The following is a 19474-nucleotide window of genomic DNA, read 5'->3' on the forward strand; positions in this document are numbered from 1 at the left end:
CCCCGGACGTGAGAAGTCCCGGACCCGCGTGAGCGGATCCGGGACCTCTCGATCTCCATGGAGATCACGAACGTCGGGCTGACAGGATTTGAACCTGCGACCCCCTGACCCCCAGTCAGGTGCGCTACCAAGCTGCGCTACAGCCCGTTCGTACCGAGGTGAGACTCTACCGCAGCCTCCGCCTCCCCCTCACCACCAGCCCCGATGTGCGGAGGACCGGACCGGCTCGGACCGCCGAAAAGGTCCGGAACCCCGCACTTCGGACCCGGGGTGAGGAAGGCTCAGCGGCGCTCGCGCTTCTTGCGCGGACGCTGCTGCAGGTGGATCGGCGAGCCGACGAAGCCGAACTCCTCGCGCAGGCGACGCTCGATGAAGCGCATGTACGACGCCTCGAGCTTGCCGGACGTGAACAGCACGAACGTCGGGGGCGCCGTCGACGCCTGCGTGCCGAACATGATCTTCGACTGCTTGCCGCCGCGCACGGGGTGCGGGTGCTCGGCCACCAGGCGGCCCAGGAAGGCGTTGAGCATGCCGGTGGGCACGCGGGTCTCCCAGCCCTCCAGCGCCGCGTCGAGCGCGCGCACGAGCCGGTCGACGTGCCAGCCCGTGCGGGCCGTGATGTTGATCGTCGGCGCCCACGGCACCTGCACGAGCTCACGCTCGATCTCGCGCGACAGGTAGTACTGGCGCTCCTCGTCGACGAGGTCCCACTTGTTGAACGCGATGATCATGGCGCGGCCCGCCTCGGCGACCGAGCTGATGATGCGGGTGTCCTGCTCGGTCAGCGGCACGCTGCCGTCGATGATCACGACGGCGACCTCGGCCCGGTCGATCGCCGAGCTGGTGCGCAGGCTCGCGTAGTACTCGTGCCCCGAGGCGTCGCGCACGCGACGGCGGATGCCGGCGGTGTCGATGAAGTTCCAGGTGCGGCCACCGAGCTCGACGATCTCGTCGACGGGGTCGACGGTCGTGCCGGACGCGTCGTCGACGACGACCCGCTCCTCGCCGGCCAGGCGGTTGAGCAGGCTCGACTTGCCGACGTTGGGCTTGCCGACGATCGCGACGCGGCGCGGACCCTGGGGTGCGTCGAAGTCCTCCGGCGGCGGGGACGGCAGCGCGTCGATGACGGCGTCGAGCATGTCGCCGCTGCCACGACCGTGCAGGGCCGACACCGGCCACGGCTCGCCCAGCCCCAGGTTCCACAGACCCGCGGCCTCGACCTCGGTGCGCTGGTCGTCGACCTTGTTGGCCGCCAGGACGACGGGCTTCTTGGCGGCGCGCAGCAGACGGACGACCTTCTCGTCGACGTCGGTGATGCCGACCGTGGCGTCGACGACGAACAGCACGGCGTCGGCGACCTGGATCGCGATCTCGGCCTGCGCGGCGATCCGCTCGGCGAGACCCCGGGCGTCGGGGTCCCAGCCGCCGGTGTCGACGACGGTGAACGCGCGACCGTTCCAGACGGCGTCGTACGAGACGCGGTCGCGGGTCACGCCCGGCACGTCCTCGACGACGGCCTCGCGTCGGCCGATGATGCGGTTGACCAGCGTCGACTTGCCGACGTTGGGTCGCCCGATCACGGCGAGAACGGGAACGACGTCAGACATCAGGGGATCCTGTCGGAAGGGGGCCGGGGAGGTCGCGCTGCAGCGCGTCCTTGGCCCAGGAGACATGGGCACGCAGATGACCGTGGATTCTGGCCCCTGCGTCCTCCAGCATCCCACGATCTCGCGGCCAACCCTGCATCGGCAGCCGGATCGGCTCGCCGTAGACGATGTCGAGGCGGGTGCGGGGTGCCGGACGGGCGCTCGGCCCCTCCCCCGGCTGCCGCGTGCCGAACAGCGCGACGGGCACCACCGGGGCGCCCGTGACGAGCGCGAGGTACGCGACGCCGCCCTTGAAGGTCGTGAGCTCGCCGTCGCCGCGCCGGCCCTCCGGGTAGATCAGGACGCCCTGCCCGGCCGACAGCGCACGGACCGCCTGCCGCAGCGCGCCGCTGTCGGTGCGCTGGCGGGCGATCTTGATCTGGCCCGCGAACCGCAGGAGTCGTCCGGTGCGGCCGACGAACTCCTCCTCCTTGGCCATGGCGTGCAGCGGACGCGGCGCGGTCGCCACCAGCAGCGGCCCGTCGAGCCAGCCGATGTGGTTGCTCGCGACGATGACGGGCCCCGCGGACGGGACGTGCTCGAGCCCCCGCTGGTGGATCTCCCACCGACGGTGCATGTATCCGGCCGCGCGGCCCCGCAGGAGCCGCAGGCCCCGTTCGGGCAGTCCGGCTGCGGGGCCGAGCGGGACGCTCACGTGGCCTGGTCGACGATCCCGACGATGGTGTCGATGACCTCGTCGAGCGTGAGGTGGGTGCCGTCGACGACGACCGAGCCCTCCGACTGCACGAGCGGCGACGCCGCCCGCGTCGAGTCGATGCGGTCGCGGGCGGCGAGCGCAGCCTCGGTGGCGGCCGCGTCGGCACCGCCGTTCTCGGCGGCACGGCGTGCGGCGCGCGCCGCGGGATCGGCGACCAGGTAGATCTTGACCCGTGCGTCGGGGGCGACGACCGAGCCGATGTCGCGCCCCTCGACCACGATGCCGTCGCTGCCCGCGATGACGCGGCGCTGCAGGTCGACCAGCAGCTCGCGCACGTGCGGCACCGCCGCGACGAGGCTGACCGATCCCGTCACCTCGTCGGTGCGGATCGGCTCGGCGACGTCGGTGCCGTCGACGTGGATCGTCGGGTCGAGCGGATCGGTGCCCGACGCCAGCGTGACGGCGCCGGACGCCGTCGCGACGGCCTCGGCGTCGGCCAGGTCGACGCCCCGGCGCAGCAGCGCCCACGTCATGGCCCGGTACATCGCACCGGTGTCGAGGTAGTCGAGACCGAGGCGGTCGGCGACGCCGCGGGACGTGCTCGACTTGCCGGAGCCGGACGGCCCGTCGATCGCGATGACGAGGGGGGAAGTCACTGGAGGTGCACCTTCTTCGGGGAACGGGTCTGCGGGGAACGGGTCTGCGGGATGACGGGTGGTGGGTCTCGGGTCGTTCACGGGTACGCGGTCCAGCCGCGGGACGTCAGGGCCCGCACCAGCGCCTCGCCGACGCCGGCCGCGACGGCGATCTCGGCCAGGCCGACGGGACGTCCGAGGTCGTGGTCGAGGCGCAGGTCCTCGATGTTGACGCCCGCCTCCTCCGTGTGCGCCATGAGGCGCGACAGCTCGCCGGGGCGGTCGGCGACCTGGACGTGCACGACGTCGACGTCGGACGCCGACGAGCCGTGCTTGCCGGGGATCAGGGCCGTGCCGCGACGGCCCGACTCGAGCACGCTCGCCAGGACGTCGTCGTCATCGGCGGCGTCGTCGGCGTCCAGCGCCCCGATGACGCGGTCGAGGTCGTCGCGCACGCGCTCGAGGACGGCCTTGACATCACGACGGTTGGTGCCGAGGATGTCGCGCCACAGTGCGCTGTCGCTCGCGGCGATGCGGGTCGTGTCGCGCAGGCCCGCGCCCGACAGCGCCAGCGAGTTGCCCTCGGCCTCGTGGAGCCGCGCCGCGGTCAGGGTCGACATGACCTGCGGGACGTGCGAGACGAGCGCGACGGCCCGGTCGTGGGCGGCGGACTCCATGATGATCGGCACCGCACCGACGTGCAGCGCCAGGTCGACGACGGCGTCGAGGGCGTCGGAGCGGGTGGCCGGCCCGGGGGTGACGGCCCACGGACGTCCCTCGAACAGCTGGGCCGACGCCGCCATGGGCCCGGAGCGCTCGCTGCCCGCCATCGGGTGCCCGCCGGCGAAGCGCTCGGCGCCGTCGAGGCCCTCGACGGCCTGCTGGATGCCCGACTTGACGCTCGTGACGTCGGTGACCAGCGCGTCGCGCCAGCGCGCCAGGGCGTCGGCCACGACGGCACCGGACGCCGACGGCGGCACCGCCACCACCACGAGGTAGGGCCGCACGGCGTCGTCGAGCGGCCGACCGGCACCTCGCGAGACCGCGACCTCGACGTTGCCCGGCAGGGCGTCGTGCAGCACGACGTCGACGTCGTGCGACCGCAGCGCCAGGCCCACCGAGGTGCCGATGAGCCCGCAGCCGACGACGAGCACGGGCCCGTCGAGGGCGTGCGGCGAGAGTGCCGTCATGCGTCGTCCACGCTGTCGAGCAGCGCGCCGAGCTCGTCGCGCGTCAGGTCGCGCATCGCCCCCGACGACAGGCCGCCGACGTGCAGGGGCCCGAAGGCCGACCGGTTCAGCTCGCGCACCGGGTGGCCCGCGGCGTCGAGCAGCCGCCGGACGATGCGGTTCCTGCCCATGTGGATGTCGAGCTCGACGAGCGAGCGGCCGCGCGAGCGGTCCTTGACGATGAAGCGGTCGACGCGCGCCGGGCCGTCGTCGAGCTCGATGCCGGCCTTGAGCCGTGCGCCCACTGCGTCGGGCACGTCGCCGTCGACCAGCGCGACGTACGTCTTGGTGATCTCGAACGACGGGTGGGCCAGCTTGTGCGCGAGGTCGCCGTCGTTGGTCATGAGCAGCAGCCCGGACGTGTCGGTGTCGAGCCGCCCGACGTGGAACAGCCGGTCCTCGCGGCCCGCGACGAACGTCGACAGGTCGGGGCGCCCCTGCTCGTCGGACATCGACGTGACGATGCCGCGCGGCTTGTTGAGCAGGACGTACGCGTGCTCGCTCGCCACGGGGATGCGCTTGCCGTCGACGCGGATGACGTCGGTGGCGGGGTCGACGCGCGCCCCCATGACGTCGATCGTCTCGCCGTTCACCTCGACGCGGCCGTGCGCGATCATGTCGTCGCAGCGGCGGCGGCTGCCCAGGCCCGCCTGGGCCAGGGCCTTCTGCAGACGGATCTCAGCCACGGTCGTCCTCCTGGTCGGTCACGTCGGTCGGCGTCGGGTCGTCGTCGATCGCGTCCTGCTCCTGCGTGAGCCCCTGCTCGGCCGCGAGGGCCCCGAGGACGTCGTCGGCGCCGGCGCCGGCGAGGCCCTCGTCCTCCATGTCCTCCATCTCGGGCAGGTGCTGCGCGATGTCGGGCAGCTCGCCGATCGACCCGAGGCCCATGCGCTCGAGGAAGTAGCTCGTCGTGCGGTACAGCACGGCACCGCTCTCGGCGTCGTTCCCGCCCTCCTCGATCAGCCCGCGCGTCACGAGCGTGCGGACGACGCCGTCGACGTTGACGCCGCGGATCGCCGAGATGCGCGAGCGGCTGATCGGCTGGCGGTAGGCCACGACGGCCATCGTCTCGAGCGCCGCCTGCGTCAGTCGTGCCTGCTGACCGTCGAGGATGAACCGCTCGACGGCGCCCGCGAACTCCTCGCGGGTGAAGAACCGCCAGCCGCCCGCGACGTTGCGCAGCTCGAACCCTCGCCCCTGCCGGGTGTACTCGTCGGCCAGGGCACCGAGCGCGTCGGCGACGTCGGTCGGCGGGTGGCCCACGGCCTGGGCCAGCGTCAGGTGGTCGAGCGGCTGGTCGGCGACCATCAGGACCGCCTCGAGGGCGGGCCGCAGCTCGAGCATCTCGAGCTCGAGCTCGTGGGGGCCGGACGGGAAGCGCTGCTCAGTCATCGGTGCTCTCGGGGTCGGTGGTCGTGTCGGCGTCGGGTTCGACCAGGCTCGCGTCGATCAGGACGGGCTCGTCGTCGGCGACCGACGGCGCGTCGAACTCCCCGCCCACGTCGATGTCGCCGTCGTCGGTGCCGGTCCAGCGGATGTGCAGGTCGCCCAGCGGGGTGGCCTGCTCGAACGAGATCGCGCCCTCGCGGAACAGCTCGAGGACGGCCAGGAACCGGGCGACCTTGGTGGCCAGGTCGGGGGCGTCGGCGGTCAGCGCCCGGAACGTCATGCCGCCCTTGCGGCGCAGCTGGTCGACCACCAGGTGCGCCTGCTCGCGGACGCTCACCTGCGGCGCGTGCAGGTGGGCCAGCGACAGGATCGGGACAGGCTTGTCCTCGAACGCCGTGGCGGCCAGCAGGGCGAGCTCGTCGGGGCCGACCGAGATCAGCACCTCCGGCAGCAGGTCGGCGAACCGCGGCTCGAGCGTGACGACCCGTGGGAAGCGGCGCGCCTCGCGGGCCAGCCGCTCGGCCATGATGCCGGCGACCTGCTTGAACGCGCGGTACTGCATCAGGCGGGCGAACAGCAGGTCGCGCGCCTCGAGCAGGGCGAGGTCCTCCTCGTCCTCGACCTCGGCCTGCGGCAGCAGCCGCGCGGTCTTGAGGTCGAGCAGCGTCGCCGCGACGAGCAGGAAGTTGGTGGTCTGCTCGAGGTCGTCGCCCAGCGCCTTGATGTAGGCGATGAACTCGCCCGTGACGGCCGACAGCGCGACCTCGGTGATGTCGAGCTCGTGCTTCGAGATCAGCTGCAGCAGCAGGTCGAAGGGACCCTCGAAGTTCGTGAGGTTGACCTGGAACCCGGTCGGCGCGGACTCGTCGACGTCCGCGACGCTCACGACTCGCTCAATCGCCGTGCGACGTCGCTCTGGGTGCCGCGGGACTCCAGGTCGGCCAGTGCCACCGCGAGGGCGGCCCGGACGAACCGTCCGCGGTCGACGCTGCGGCCCAGCTCGGCGCGCAGGCCCAGCCGCGCCTGCTCGACGGCCATCAGCTCGGCCGCCGTCACGTAGACCGTCATCTTCTCGTCGTGCTTGACCCGTCCGCTCGCCGCGACGGGCGCCTCCGGCTCGGCCTGCGGCTCCGGCTCGACGTCGTCCGCGCGCGCCGACCGGGCCGGGGCCGTCGCCCGGAACAGCTCGTCGGCACCGGGCATCGACGGTCGCTTGCCGCCGCCGCCCGACGGGGTCGTCACGCGTCGGGGCATCGAACGAGGACCTCCCGCGCGAGCTGGCGGTACGACGTGGCGCCCGGTGACGTCGTGGCGTACTCGGTGATGGGCTCGCCGGCGACCGTCGAGTCGGAGAACTTGACGGTGCGCCGGATGACGGTGTGGAACACGAGGTCGCCCCAGCCCTCGACGAGGGTCTGCAGCACCTCCTTGCCGTGCAGGGTGCGGCTGTCGTACATCGTGCCGAGCAGGCCGATGATCTCGAGCTCGTCGTTGGTGCGGTCGCGCACCTTCTCGATCGTGTCCTTCAGCAGCGCGACACCGCGCAGGGCGAAGTACTCGCACTCCAGGGGCACCAGCACGCCGTTCGCGGCGGTCAGCGCGTTGACCGTCAGCAGGCCCAGCGACGGCTGGCAGTCGATCAGGATGACGTCGTAGTCCGAGCGCACGGGCTTGAGCACCCGCGCGAGCACCTGCTCGCGTCCGACCTCGGTGACCAGCCGCATCTCGGCGGCCGACAGGTCGATGTTGGAGGGCACGAGGTCGAGCCCCTCGACGGCCGTCGGCAGGATGAGGTCCTTGATCGCGATCTCGCGGTCCATCAGCACGTGGTAGATGCTCTGCTCGAGCTCGTGCGCGTTGACGCCGAGCCCGACCGTCATCGAGCCCTGGGGGTCGAAGTCGACGAGCAGGACCTTGCGGCCGAGCTCGACCAGCGCGGCGCCCAGGTTGATCGTCGTCGTGGTCTTGCCGACGCCGCCCTTCTGGTTGCACAGGGCGATGATCGTCGCGGGCTTGGACGGGTCGCGAGGCTTCGGCTCGGCGAACACGGGCATGGGTCGCCCGGTGGGGCCCAGTTCCGCGGTCATGCTGTCTTGCTCATGTGCTAACCCCTGCAGATCGACCCGGCGGACGACCGACACTCTACCGCCAGAAGTCGACATGGCGACCATCCGTCGGCCGATGACGGCCCGTTCCCGGCACCTGCCCCTGCGGTGTCAGTCGCGGGCGGCCCGGGGATGCGCCGTGGCGTAGATCTCGCGCAGCTTCTCGACCGTCACGAGGGTGTAGATCTGCGTCGTCGTGACCGAGGCGTGCCCCAGCAGCTCCTGCACGACGCGGACGTCGGCGCCGCCGTCGAGCAGGTGCGTCGCGAACGAGTGGCGCAGGGTGTGCGGCGAGACGTCGGTCGTGACGCCCGCCCGCTCGGCCGCCTTGGTCAGGACGGTCCAGGCGCTCTGGCGCGACAGGCGTCCGCCACGGGCGTTGAGGAACACCGCGGGCGTGCCGGCGCGCGCCGACACCAGCGCGGGCCGCGAGGCCGTCAGGTAGTCGCTCAGCGAGGCTCGGGCGTACGAGCCCAGCGGCACGATGCGCTGCTTGCCGCCCTTGCCGCGCAGCAGGATCGTCGCGTCCTCCAGGTCGAGGTCGTCGACGTCGAGCCCGACGGCCTCGGAGATGCGGGCCCCCGTGCCGTACAGCACCTCGAGCAGGGCCCGGTCGCGCGACGACAGCGTCGTGCCGGGCGCCCCGGCCGCGTCGAGGATGGCCTCGACGTCCGACAGCGGCAGCGCCTTGGGCAGCCGCGACGCCGGTCGGGGCGGCTTGATCGCCGCCGTGACGTCGGTCGCGACGAGCTGCTCGCGCAACCAGAAGCGGTGCAGCCCCCGCACCGCCACGATCGTGCGCGCCGCGCTCGCCGTGCCGAGCGCGACGTGCTCGTCGTCGCCGGTCCGCAGCTCGCCCAGGAACGCCGCGACGTGGTTCTCGGTGACGTCGGACGGATCGGCGATGCCCTGCGCGGCGAGGAAGCCGGCGTAGCGGCGCAGGTCGCGCCGGTACGACCGCAGGGTGTTGTCGGCCAGCCCGCGCTCGACCGTCAGGTGGCTCAGGTAGTCGTGGACGCCGCGTCCGACGTCCTCGCTCATCGGTCGCGCTGCGCCCGCACCGCCAGGATCGACGCCACGGTCTTGGCGTCGGTGATGCGGCCCTCGAGCACCCCCGCGACGGCGTCGTCGAACGGCAGCCACCACTGGGCCATGTGGGCCTCCTCGGCCTCGCGCTCGGTGCGGTCGGCGTCGGCGACGGGGGTCAGGTCGCTCGCGACGTACACCTGGATGCGCTCGGTCGAGTAGCCCGGCGTCATCTGCAGGTGCAGCAGCGGTGCCCACGTGGCCGCGACGACGTCGGCCTCCTCGGCCAGCTCGCGGGCGGCGGCGTCCTGCGGGGCCTCTCCATCGACGTCGAGCGTCCCGGCCGGGAGCTCGAGCAGCCGACGTCCGGTGGGGTGCCGGTACTGCTCGACGAGCAGCAGCCGGTCGGCGTCGTCGATCGCGACGACCGCGACCGCTCCGTTCGGACGGACGACGGCCCGCGCGTGCTCGTCACCGGACGGGTCGACGATCGTGTCGAGCGTCAGGCTCACGTAGGGGCTCTCGAACAGCGCGACGCTGGAGGCGACGGGCCACGACTCGTCGGTGTCGCCGATCGCCGTCGCGGCCAGGAGCCCCGGAAGACCGGGGTGCTCCGTCACGCGTCGACCTGCTCGACGTGCCCGACGGCCTGCTCGACCGGCAGGCGCGTCTCGCGCTGGCGGTCGAGCGCCGCGCCGATCAGCCCGGCGAACAGCGGGTGGGCCTTGGTCGGGCGCGACTTGAGCTCGGGGTGGGCCTGGGTCGCGACGTAGTAGGGGTGCACCTCGCGCGGCAGCTCGACGAACTCCACGAGGGTGCCGTCGGGCGACGTGCCGCTGAAGACCAGGCCCGCCTCGGCGAGCTGCCCGCGGTACGCGTTGTTGACCTCGTAGCGGTGACGGTGGCGCTCGTCGACCGACGTCGAGCCGTACGCCTCGGCGACGACGCTGCCCGCGTCGAGCGAGGCGGGGTACGAGCCGAGACGCATCGTGCCGCCGAGGTCGCCCTCGCCGTCGACGATCGCGAGCTGCTCGGCCATCGTGGCGACGACGGGGTGCCGGGTCGCGGCGTCGAACTCCGAGGAGCTGGCCCCCGCGATGCCGGCGACGTTGCGGGCGTACTCGATCACCATGCACTGCAGGCCGAGGCACAGTCCCAGGACCGGGATGCCGCGCTCGCGGGCGTACGTCAGGGCGCCGAGCTTGCCCTCGATGCCGCGGATGCCGAAGCCGCCCGGCACGCAGATGCCGTCGACGTCGCCCAGGTGCTGGGCCGCGCCCGACTCGGTCTCGCAGTCGTCGGAGCCGACCCAGCGCAGGCGGATGCGGGCGTCGTGCGCGAAGCCTCCGGCGCGCAGCGCCTCGCCGACCGACAGGTACGCGTCGGGCAGGTCGATGTACTTGCCGACCAGCGCGATCGTCACCTCCTCGGCGGGCTGGTGGACGCGTCGCAGGAGCTCGTCCCACTGCGTCCAGTCGACGTCGCGGAACGGCAGGTCGAGGCGACGCACGACGTACGCGTCGAGACCCTGGCGGTGCAGCACCTTCGGGATGTCGTAGATCGACGGCGCATCGCTCGCGGTGACGACGGCCTCCTCGTCGACGTCGCACATCAGCGAGATCTTGCGCTTCATGCTCTCGGGGATCTCGCGGTCGGCGCGGCACACGATCGCGTCGGGCTGGATGCCGATCGAGCGCAGGGCCGCGACGGAGTGCTGCGTCGGCTTGGTCTTGAGCTCCTGCGACGGGCCGATGTAGGGCACGAGCGAGACGTGCAGGAAGAACACGTTGCCGCGACCCACGTCGTGGCGCACCTGGCGGGCCGCCTCGAGGAACGGCAGCGACTCGATGTCGCCGACCGTGCCGCCGATCTCGGTGATGACGACGTCGACGTCGGGCCCGGACATCGCGCGGATGCGCGACTTGATCTCGTTGGTGATGTGCGGGATGACCTGCACGGTGTCGCCGAGGTAGTCGCCGCGGCGCTCCTTGGCGATGACCTCGGAGTAGACCTGGCCCGTCGTGACGTTGGCCTTGCCCGACAGGTCGACGTCGAGGAAGCGCTCGTAGTGGCCGACGTCGAGGTCGGTCTCGGCGCCGTCCTCGGTCACGAACACCTCGCCGTGCTGGAACGGGTTCATCGTGCCGGGATCGACGTTCAGGTACGGGTCGAGCTTCTGCATCGTGACGCGCAGGCCGCGTGACTTCAGCAGTCGTCCGAGGCTCGAGGCCGTCAGGCCCTTGCCGAGCGACGACGCGACCCCTCCGGTGACGAAGACGTGCTTGGTAACCGCGCTACCTGACAAGGTGACTCCCGTGGTCGAGTTCGATGTCGAGCGCTCGTGATGCGGCTGTCCGCATCAGGCCTCCACGGGATTCCAGCCTACCAACGAAACACCCGTCGGGGCCAACGACACCCTCGACGGGCCGCGATCACTGCGGCAGCGCGCCGCCACTGCTGCGCGAGGTGCCCCACGCGCCGGGCTGTCCGCCGGCCTGCGAGGCCACGGCCATGACCGTCACGATGCGACCGGCCGCCGAGTCCGTGACGTCGACGGTCGACACGGACGCCGCGAACGCACCGTCGCGCACCGCCTTGACCGCTCCCCCGTCGGTGCTGGACGACGCGGGACCGGCCACGACGACACCCTTGCCCGTCTCGTTCATGGCACCGGCCAGTGCCGCGACGACCGTGCTGCGATCGGCCGTGCCGGCCCGCTCCGGGCCCGCGACGACGACGGCCAGCGTCGCGAGGTTGGCCGGCTGGTCGTCCGCGCTGATCAGGTCGCCCTCGGTGAACGCCGAGCGGATCGCGGTGGCCGTCTGGTCGGTCGCGGTGGTCTCGTCAGCGAGGTACGCCCGCGCGAGCGCCGCCCCGATGCGTCCGTAGCTGTCGCTGGCGCCGCTGACACCGGGGTCGCCCGCGGCCGACTGCTGGGCCACGCCCTCGGCGAACTGGCGGTCGGCGGCGTCGAGCACCTTGCTCGACAGCTCGACCTGGCCCGTCACCTCGGCACCCGCGAGCTGCAGGTCGCTGACGATGCCGCCGACCTCGCCCTGGCTCGCACCGGGGACCGTCATGACGACGACCGACTGGCCATTGAGGCGGTCCTCCAGCAGGCCGTCCGCGGTGCGGCCCGCGAAGCCTGCCTCGAACGAGGCGACGGCGGGATCGGTCGCGGTCGACGTGCCGGTGCCGCGCAGCGAGTCGCCCGCCTCGTCGAGCGGTCCCGACCCGAGGGCGATGCCGGCGGCCAGGGCGATGAGGATCGCGGCGACGGAGACGAGGTGGTAGCGGAACGTGATCACGTGAAGAGTCCTTTGATCCAGGCGGCGAGGTCGGTCGACCGGTCACCGATGGTGTCGAACCAGTCCTGACCCACGGGGGTGATGCCGACCGCGACCGCGACGGCGGCGACGCCCGCGATCAGCAGCAGCAGGACGGGCCACACGGCGTGCCGACGTGACGAGAAGTGGTGGACGGCCTTGGCGTCGACGATCTTGGCCCCGGCGCGCAGGCGTGCCACGAACATGCGGGCCGACTCGGCGGGCGGCTGCTCCATGAGCTTGGCCAGGGAGCTGGGTGCGCCGACGTGCACGATGACGGCCGCGTCGTTGGTGTCGGCCAGCAGGATCGCCAGGTCGTCGTCGGAGCCCGTCGACACGAACGTCACGATCTCCATGCCGTGGCGCTCGAGGCGCTCGGGCCCGTCGACCATGCCGGACGGCGTCGTGACGACGACCTCGCCGGCCTTCTTGATCGCGGCGTCGGAGATGTTGTCGAGCGCGCCGACGACGATCCCGGGCGTCAGGCCGGCCCGCAGCAGCACGTCGGCGCCGGGGCCCGCACCGATCAGGACGGGGTCGTGGTCGCGGATCCAGCGGCGCAGGTGCTTGAGGTCGGCGGCGTCGTCGTAGGCGTTCGACACCACGACGACCGGACGGCCCTTCAGGGGTGTCCGCAGCCGGGGCACCTGGGCGCCCGACATCAGCATCGCGTGCTCGCGGTGGATGTGGTCGGTGGCGTTGGCGGCGAGCGAGTCGAGCCGCGTGGCCAGGCCGTCGCGGGCGGCCTTCAGGTCGCTGGCGGTGCGCTCCTCGTCGAGCTCGACGCCGCTGGCCACCACCATCTCGTCGCGGAACACGAGCCCGCCCGCGACCCGGACCTGGTCACCGCTCTTGAGCCGGGTCCACACGTCCTCGCTCGTGACGTCGATCAGCACGATGCCGGCCTTCGCGAGCAGCTGCGGGCCCGTGTTCGGCGCGCGGCCCGACGTCGACCGGGCGGCGTTGAGCACGACCGCGACCCGCTGGTCGATCATCGTCTGCGCCTGCCGGGCGTCGAGGTCGGGCTGCTCGACGAGCGCGACCTCACCCGGGGTCAGCGCGTCGAGGTCGGCGTCGCGCCGGGCGAGCCGGACCGTTCCGACGACCCCTTCCGCGTCCGGGGGCGGTGCTGTCTTGCGTCTCCTAATGGCCATCGGGGTCCATGCTTCCCGCTGGGCACGGCTGAGCGGGGAGCGGGAGCGGCGTGTCGCGGGAAACCGCAGGATTCAGGAACGGCTCAGGAGCCCTGCCGGGCGAGGTCGAGCAGCTCGCGGGCGTGGGCCTGGGCCGCCGCCGACTCCTCCTGGCCGGCCAGCATGCGGGCGAGCTCGTCGACGCGGCCCGACTCGGCGACCTCGGAGACCGAGCTGCTCGTGACGGTGCCGTCGTCGTCCTTGGACACCACGAAGTGGTGGTCGGCGAAGGCCGCCACCTGCGGCAGGTGGGTCACCGCGATGACCTGCGCATGCCGCGCGAGCCGGGCCAGCCGGCGACCCACCTCGACGGCGGCCTTGCCGCCGATGCCGGCGTCGACCTCGTCGAAGACCAGGGTCGGGACGGTCGTGCGGTCGGCCAGGACGACCTCGAGCGCCAGCATGAGCCGCGACAGCTCGCCCCCGCTCGCCCCCTTGTGGAGCGGTCGCAGGCCCATGCCGCTGTTGGCGGAGAACAGCAGCTCGACGTCGTCGACGCCGTGCGGGCCGGGTGTCGCGTCGTCGGACGTCGTGACGGACGCCTCGAGGTGGGCCGAGGGCATCGACAGCTGGGCGAGCTCGACGTCGACCAGCTCGCCGAGCCGCACGGCCGCCTCGGTGCGCAGCCGCGACATCTCGGCAGCCAGCCGGCGGACCTCGGGCACGAGGGTCTGCTGCTCGGCGACCAGCGAGGCGACGGCCTCGTCGTCGTTGCCGAGCTCGCCCAGACGGGCGGCGCTCGCCTCGGCCCACGCCAGGACGTCGTCGAGCGTCGGGCCGTACTTGCGCTGCAGGGCCGCGAGCGCCGCCCGGCGGTCCTGCAGGGCCGCGAGCCGCTCGGGGTCGAGGTCGACCCCGCCGGAGTACGCGCCGAGGTCGGCCCCGACCTCGTCGATCAGGATGCCGACCTCGAGCACCCGCTCGGTCAGCGCGTCGAGCACGGGGTCGTGCCCGGCGGCGTCCTGCAGGTGCGCGGACGCCTCGGCGATCTGCGTGCGTGCCGCGGTCGGTCCGGCGTCGCCGACCAGCAGCCCGTGCGCGAGGTCGGCGGCGCGCGCCAGCGACTCGGCGTGGGCCAGCACGCCCTCCTCGGCCTTGAGCTCCTCGTCCTCGCCGGCCTGCGGGTCGACCGTCTCGACCTCGTCGAGGCCGAACCGCAGCACGTCGAGCTCACGGGCCCGCTCCTGGGCGTGCGTGCGCAGCTCGTCGAGCCGGCGCTCGACGGCGCGCCACCGCGCATGGACGGGGGCATAGGCCGCCGCCGCGGCCGCGAACGGCTCGCCGGCGAACCGGTCGAGGGCGGCGCGCTGCTCGGCGGCCCGCAGCAGCCGGTGCTGGTCGGACTGGCCGTGCACCGCGACGAGCTCGTCGGTGACCTCGGACAGCAGGGCGGCCGGCACGGTGGCGCCGCCCGCGACGGCACGCGATCGGCCCTGCGCCGAGAGGATGCGCCCCAGGATCACGACGTCGTCGTCGATGCGACCCCCCGCGTTCTCGACCGCGTCGGCCGCGGCCGCGCCCGCCCGAATGCCGATCGTGGCCTCGACGCGGGCCTGGTCGGCGCCGCGCCGGACGAGCCCGGGGTCGGCGCGGTCGCCCCGCAGGAGGCCCAGTGCCGTGACGACCATCGTCTTGCCGGCTCCGGTCTCGCCCGTGATGACGGTGAACCCCTCCGACAGCTCGAGCTCCGCGGAGTCGATGACACCCAGGCCCCGCAGGGTCAGCTGCTGCCAGATCGTGCGCTCGGACGTCACGGCGCCTGTCCCTCCCAGCGTCGTTCGGCGACGCCGCGCCAGCCGGCGACCGGCAGGTCGAACTTGCGGACGAGCCGGTCGGCGAACGAGGCGGGGTGCAGGCGCGCCAGGCGGACGGTCTCGCGCCCCTTGACCACCTCGACCCGCGAGCCCACGGGCAGCTCGGCGGCCCGGCGTCCGTCGCACCACAGCACGCCGCGCGACTGCTCGCCCACGACCTCGATCGCGAGCGTCGAGTCGGGCGAGACGACCAAGGGGCGGGCGAACAGCGCGTGGGCACTGATCGGCACCATCAGGAGCGCCTGCACCTCGGGCCACACGATCGGTCCGCCGGCGCTGAAGTTGTAGGCCGTCGATCCGGTGGGGGTCGCGCACACGATCCCGTCGCAGCCCCATCGCGACACGGGGCGGTCGTCGATCTCGACGACGACCTCGAGCATCCGCTCGCGGGCCGCCTTCTCGACCGAGGCCTCGTTGAGGGCCCAGTTGGTGGCCACGACCTCGCCGCCGACCGTGACCGAGACGTCGACCGTGAGCCGGTCCTCGACCGTGTAGGTGCGGTCGACCACGACCCGGACGACGTCCTGCATGTCGTCGACGTCGGCCTCGGCCAGGAAGCCCACGTGCCCCAGGTTGACCCCGAGCAGCGGGGTGCCGGTGCCGCGGCAGAGCTCGGCCGCGCGCAGGATCGTCCCGTCGCCGCCGAACACGACCGCGAGCTCGCACCCGTCGGCGGCGCCGGGGCGCGACGCGACGACGTCGGCGCCCTCGACCCCGGCGGCCAGCAGCGCCTCGGCCTCGGGCTCGAGCACGCAGACGCCGATGCCCTCGGCGCGCAGGTCGGCGGCGAAGGCCGCCGCGACCTTGACGGCCTCGTCGCGTCCCTCGTGGACGGCGAGCAGCACGGTCCTCATCGGTCGTCCCCGTCGCCGGTGGGCACCGTGGCAGCGGCCGTGGTCAACGGACCGGCGGCCACGACGTCGTGTGCCGCCTGCAGGCTCGGGGCCTCGGCGTCGGAGCGCAACCAGCAGAAGTACTCGACGTTGCCGGCCGGACCGGGCAGCGGGCTCGGCGCGAGCGCACGGGTGCCCCAGCCCAGGTCGTGCGCCGACCGGCACACCCGGTGCACGGCCTCGGCGTGCAGCTCGGGATCGCGGACGACACCGTTCTTGCCGAGGTTGCTCCTGCCGACCTCGAACTGCGGCTTGATCATCAGCACGATGTCGCCCTCCGGACTCGGCTCGCACACCCGCGTGAGTGCCGGCATCACCACCGTAAGGGAGATGAACGACAGATCGGAGACGATCAGCTGCACGGGGCCGCCGATGTCGGAGGCCTCGAGGTGGCGGATGTTGGTGCGGTCGAAGACGTGCACCCGCTCGTCCGACTGCAGGGCCCACACGAGCTGGCCGTAGCCGACGTCGACGGCAGCCACCTCACGCGCGCCCTTGCGCAGCAGCACGTCGGTGAACCCGCCGGTCGACGCGCCGGCGTCCAGGCAACGGCGTCCGGCGACCTCCAGCCCCATCGGCTCGAACACCGACAGGGCACCGAGCAGCTTGTGCGCGCCGCGCGAGGCGTAGGTCGGCTCGTTGCTCTCGCGCACCACGATCGCCTGGTCGGTCGTCACGCCCGTCGCGGCCTTGGTCGCGACGGATCCGGCGACCTTGACCAGGCCCTCGTCGATCAGCGAGCTCGCGTGCTCGCGCGACCGGGCCAGACCACGGCGCACCAGCTCGGCGTCGAGGCGCAGGCGTCTGCTCATGCGGACTCGGGCGCGACCCCGTCGCGCCCGGCGTTGGCGAGCGACTCGCGCAGCACGCCGTGGACGGCGTCGAACTCCTCGGGGTGCAGCGAGAGGTCGAGGTCGTCGATGCGGCTCAGGCGCTCGAGCGCCTCGTCGATCGCGGCGTGACCCGTCGTCGGCGTCGCGGGCAGGTCGTGCCCCGTGACGTCGCGGTCGGGCACGTCGAGATCATCGTGCGGCTGGCTCATGCGACCAGTGTCCCACCCAGGCGCACGCGGGCGGCGGAGCGATCGTGCACGTGCCACGCCAGACCGACGGCGGCACGCAGCAGCGTCGTCGACGACGCCTGGCCCTCCTGAACCTCGACGACACCGTCGCGGACCTCGACCGACGCGTCGCCGCACCGGGCGCGTCCCCCCTCCACCACGACCTCGGGGTGCTGCTCGGCGAGTCCCCTCAGGTCGTGCGAGACGAAGGTCGGCCGGTGACCGGGGTCGGCGTCGGCGATCTCCTGCAACGAGCTCACGCCCGTCAGCACCGCGAGGCTGTCGATGCCCGCGGCGATCGCACCGTCGATGTCGGTGTCGAGCCGGTCGCCGACCATCAGGGGGTGGGTGCCGCCCACGCGGGCGATCGTCTCGTCGAACAGGGCGCGCTCGGGCTTGCCCGCGACGATCGGCTCGGCCCCGGTCGCGGTGCGCACGGCCTGGACCAGCGAGCCGTTGCCCGGGGCGATGCCGCGGGCGGTCGGGACGGTCATGTCGGTGTTGCTGGCGTACCAGGGCAGGCCCGACTGGATCGCGTACGCCGCCTCGGCCAGCTCGTGCCAGCCGATGTCGGCGTGGAAGCCCTGCACGACCGCGACGGGGTCGTCGTCGAGCGACGTGACGCACCGCAGCCCACGCTGCTCGAGCGGGACCGTGAGTCCCTCGCCACCGACGACCAGCACGGCCGCACCGGCCGGCAGGGCATCGGCCATCAGGTGCGCGACGGCCTGTGCTGACGTCACGACGTCGTCGTCGCTCACGTCGGGCATGCGCATGTCCCGCAGCTTCTGCGCGACGGTGTCGGCCGTGCGGGAGGCGTTGTTGGTGATGTACGCCAGCCGCAGACCCTCGCCGCGCGCCGCGACGAGCGCATCCGCCGCCCCCGCGATCGCGTCGGCTCCCCGGTAGACGACGCCGTCGAGGTCGAGCATCGCCAGGTCGTAGGACGTGCTGAGCGATCGTGTCGTCGAGCCCAAGGTCATGGACCCGAGGCTACCGCCGTGGTCGTCGCGCGCCGGCACGCGTCGACCTCGACGCTGACCCAGCTCGCGACCCCGCCTCCCCCGCTGGTGAACCGTCGGCGCAGCTGACCGTCGACCTCGACCTCGATGCCGGCGGACAGGCGCGACACCGACCGGCGCAGCGCCGCCCTCCAGACGGTGCACTCGATCGTGTCGACGACCTGCTTGGAGCGCTTGCGGGCGGCGGGCCCGCGCCTCACGACGAGGCGGAACGTCACGAGCTCGTCGCCGCTCGGCAGCTGTCGTGTCTCGGGGTCGGCGGAGATCCGGCCGACCAGGTGTACGCGGTTGTTGTCATCGGTCATGACATGACGATGCCCCCCACCGGACGGTGAGGGGCGTCGTCATCGTGCCTCTGTGGACGAGAGGCCGTGCCGGTCAGGCCTGTGGACGCTGGTCGAGGTCGGCCAGCCGCTCCTCGGCATCGGTCGTCTTGTTGCCGTCGACCGCCACCGTGCGGTGGAACCACTCGATCGCCTCGTCGCGACGGCCCGCGGCCAGCAGGGAGTCGGCGTAGGCGTACCGCAGGCGCGGCACCCACTCGCCGCGACCCTTGGTGTGCAGGGGCTCGGTCTCGAGCAGACGGATCGCGGCGTCGTGCTGACCCTGGTCGCGACGGGCACCGGCCACGACGATCGACAGCTCGATCTGGCCCGCGTCGTCCAGCTGCGACCGGATCTCGGTGGTGTCGTACGCGATCGCCTTGTCGGGACGCTTCAGGGCGCGCTCGCAGTCGGCCATCATGGGGGCGTAGATGTACCCGCCCGTCATGCGCCGCGCGGCACGGAACTCCGACAGCGCCTCGGCCCACTTGCCACAGGCATAGGCCGTCTCGCCACACGCCTCGCGCACCAGACCGGTGCGGGTGGCCCGGGCGCGCGCCGCCAGCGCGTGCTTGTGTGCCGTCTCGGGATCCTCCGAGATCAGCATGCCGGCCATCACGAGGTGACGGGCCACCTTGTCGGCGAGCTTCTCGGGCAGGCTCTGCAGGGCCTGCCGAGCGTGCTTGTCGAGGTCGTTGGCACTGACGTCGTCGGGGATCGGCGGACCGTCGTAGATCTTCTGGGCGGCCGTGCGGTCGCCCTCCTCCTGTCGGCGGTCGCGGCGGGCCTCGTACGGCTTGCCATCGCGACGCGGCGTCTGGGGCTTGCCATCGCGACGGGCCGGAGCCGGCTTGCCGTCCCGACGGTCCGACGGCTTGGAGCCGCCCCGCGGAGCGTCACCGCTGCCTCGTCGATCGCGGCCTCCTTGGCCGGCGGGCTTGCCGCCACGACCCGCTCCCGCGGCACCGCGGCCTGCGCCGCCCTTGGACGAACCCTGTCCGCCCTCGCGGCGGGGACCTCTCGACTCTGCCATGAGTCGTTCCTTCCATCGAAACTCTTGAAGTGCCACCATCGTAGGTGGCCCCCATCTGGTGGGGAAATGCAGCGAGGCCGCCCCTGGGGGGCGGCCTCGCGCTAATGATTGTCCGGCGACGT

21 protein-coding genes and 1 tRNA gene are annotated in these 19474 nt (G+C 72.8%); all 22 read right to left on the minus strand.

Annotation, left to right across the window (positions count from 1 at the left end):
- Positions 1-73 precede the first annotated feature (73 nt).
- Positions 74-147: transfer RNA gene (locus ASD10_RS14680), tRNA-Pro, on the minus strand.
- Between the two features lie 134 nt (positions 148-281).
- Entirely contained in the window at positions 282-1607 is a 1326-nt protein-coding gene (gene der / locus ASD10_RS14685) for a ribosome biogenesis GTPase Der (RefSeq protein ID WP_056609681.1), read from the minus strand.
- Positions 1600-2301 (minus strand): 1-acyl-sn-glycerol-3-phosphate acyltransferase, encoded by a 702-nt coding sequence (locus tag ASD10_RS14690; protein WP_056609683.1) that lies wholly within the window; start codon positions 2299-2301, stop codon positions 1600-1602. The genes der and ASD10_RS14690 overlap by 8 nt, the downstream gene beginning before the upstream one ends.
- Complete coding sequence (cmk, locus tag ASD10_RS14695; RefSeq protein WP_056609684.1) at positions 2298-2960, minus strand: (d)CMP kinase; 663 nt, start codon at positions 2958-2960, stop codon at positions 2298-2300. Before cmk ends, ASD10_RS14690 begins: the two co-directional genes overlap by 4 nt.
- Positions 2961-3037: 77 nt before the next feature.
- Positions 3038-4129, minus strand: coding sequence for a prephenate dehydrogenase (locus ASD10_RS14700; RefSeq protein WP_056609687.1), 1092 nt, complete (start codon positions 4127-4129; stop codon positions 3038-3040).
- Positions 4126-4854 carry a pseudouridine synthase gene (locus ASD10_RS14705; RefSeq protein ID WP_056609689.1) on the minus strand — a complete coding sequence of 243 codons (729 nt, stop codon included), beginning with the start codon at positions 4852-4854 and terminating at the stop codon, positions 4126-4128. The genes ASD10_RS14700 and ASD10_RS14705 overlap by 4 nt, the downstream gene beginning before the upstream one ends.
- Positions 4847-5560, minus strand: a complete 714-nt coding sequence (scpB, locus tag ASD10_RS14710; RefSeq protein ID WP_200938279.1) for an SMC-Scp complex subunit ScpB — start codon at positions 5558-5560, stop codon at positions 4847-4849. Before scpB ends, ASD10_RS14705 begins: the two co-directional genes overlap by 8 nt.
- Positions 5553-6443, minus strand: coding sequence for a ScpA family protein (locus ASD10_RS14715; protein WP_056609691.1), 891 nt, complete (start codon positions 6441-6443; stop codon positions 5553-5555). The genes scpB and ASD10_RS14715 overlap by 8 nt, the downstream gene beginning before the upstream one ends.
- Positions 6440-6799, minus strand: coding sequence for a hypothetical protein (locus ASD10_RS14720; protein ID WP_235501895.1), 360 nt, complete (start codon positions 6797-6799; stop codon positions 6440-6442). The genes ASD10_RS14715 and ASD10_RS14720 overlap by 4 nt, the downstream gene beginning before the upstream one ends.
- Complete coding sequence (locus tag ASD10_RS14725; protein WP_235501897.1) at positions 6796-7644, minus strand: ParA family protein; 849 nt, start codon at positions 7642-7644, stop codon at positions 6796-6798. The genes ASD10_RS14720 and ASD10_RS14725 overlap by 4 nt, the downstream gene beginning before the upstream one ends.
- 129 nt (positions 7645-7773) lie before the next feature.
- Positions 7774-8703 (minus strand): site-specific tyrosine recombinase XerD, encoded by a 930-nt coding sequence (gene xerD, locus ASD10_RS14730; RefSeq protein WP_056609697.1) that lies wholly within the window; start codon positions 8701-8703, stop codon positions 7774-7776.
- Positions 8700-9308 carry an NUDIX domain-containing protein gene (locus ASD10_RS14735; protein ID WP_056609699.1) on the minus strand — a complete coding sequence of 203 codons (609 nt, stop codon included), beginning with the start codon at positions 9306-9308 and terminating at the stop codon, positions 8700-8702. The genes xerD and ASD10_RS14735 overlap by 4 nt, the downstream gene beginning before the upstream one ends.
- Positions 9305-10993: a CTP synthase gene (locus tag ASD10_RS14740; protein ID WP_056609701.1), complete on the minus strand. Its 1689-nt coding sequence runs from the start codon at positions 10991-10993 to the stop codon at positions 9305-9307. Before ASD10_RS14740 ends, ASD10_RS14735 begins: the two co-directional genes overlap by 4 nt.
- A 127-nt stretch (positions 10994-11120) precedes the next feature.
- A complete protein-coding gene (locus ASD10_RS14745) occupies positions 11121-11996 on the minus strand; it encodes a copper transporter (protein WP_056609703.1) in 876 nt (291 codons plus the stop codon).
- Entirely contained in the window at positions 11993-13168 is a 1176-nt protein-coding gene (gene steA, locus ASD10_RS14750; RefSeq protein WP_056609705.1) for a putative cytokinetic ring protein SteA, read from the minus strand. The genes ASD10_RS14745 and steA overlap by 4 nt, the downstream gene beginning before the upstream one ends.
- Positions 13169-13251: 83 nt before the next feature.
- Positions 13252-14961, minus strand: coding sequence for a DNA repair protein RecN (gene recN / locus ASD10_RS14755; RefSeq protein WP_235501898.1), 1710 nt, complete (start codon positions 14959-14961; stop codon positions 13252-13254).
- On the minus strand, positions 14958-15875 hold the full coding sequence (locus ASD10_RS14760; protein WP_056609707.1) for an NAD kinase: 918 nt from the start codon (positions 15873-15875) through the stop codon (positions 14958-14960). The genes recN and ASD10_RS14760 overlap by 4 nt, the downstream gene beginning before the upstream one ends.
- Positions 15872-16726, minus strand: a complete 855-nt coding sequence (locus ASD10_RS14765) for a TlyA family RNA methyltransferase (protein ID WP_056609709.1) — start codon at positions 16724-16726, stop codon at positions 15872-15874. The genes ASD10_RS14760 and ASD10_RS14765 overlap by 4 nt, the downstream gene beginning before the upstream one ends.
- Positions 16723-16956, minus strand: coding sequence for a hypothetical protein (locus ASD10_RS14770; RefSeq protein WP_056609711.1), 234 nt, complete (start codon positions 16954-16956; stop codon positions 16723-16725). Before ASD10_RS14770 ends, ASD10_RS14765 begins: the two co-directional genes overlap by 4 nt.
- Positions 16953-17957: an HAD-IIA family hydrolase gene (locus ASD10_RS14775; RefSeq protein WP_056610612.1), complete on the minus strand. Its 1005-nt coding sequence runs from the start codon at positions 17955-17957 to the stop codon at positions 16953-16955. Before ASD10_RS14775 ends, ASD10_RS14770 begins: the two co-directional genes overlap by 4 nt.
- The gene (locus ASD10_RS14780; RefSeq protein ID WP_056609712.1) at positions 17954-18301 is read right to left on the minus strand and encodes a single-stranded DNA-binding protein; all 348 of its coding nucleotides are present in this window, start codon (positions 18299-18301) and stop codon (positions 17954-17956) included. Before ASD10_RS14780 ends, ASD10_RS14775 begins: the two co-directional genes overlap by 4 nt.
- 73 nt (positions 18302-18374) lie before the next feature.
- On the minus strand, positions 18375-19352 hold the full coding sequence (locus ASD10_RS14785; RefSeq protein WP_056609714.1) for a tetratricopeptide repeat protein: 978 nt from the start codon (positions 19350-19352) through the stop codon (positions 18375-18377).
- Positions 19353-19474 lie beyond the last annotated feature (122 nt).

This window comes from Aeromicrobium sp. Root472D3 (genome assembly GCF_001426485.1).
In the GTDB taxonomy this organism is placed as follows: domain Bacteria; phylum Actinomycetota; class Actinomycetes; order Propionibacteriales; family Nocardioidaceae; genus Aeromicrobium.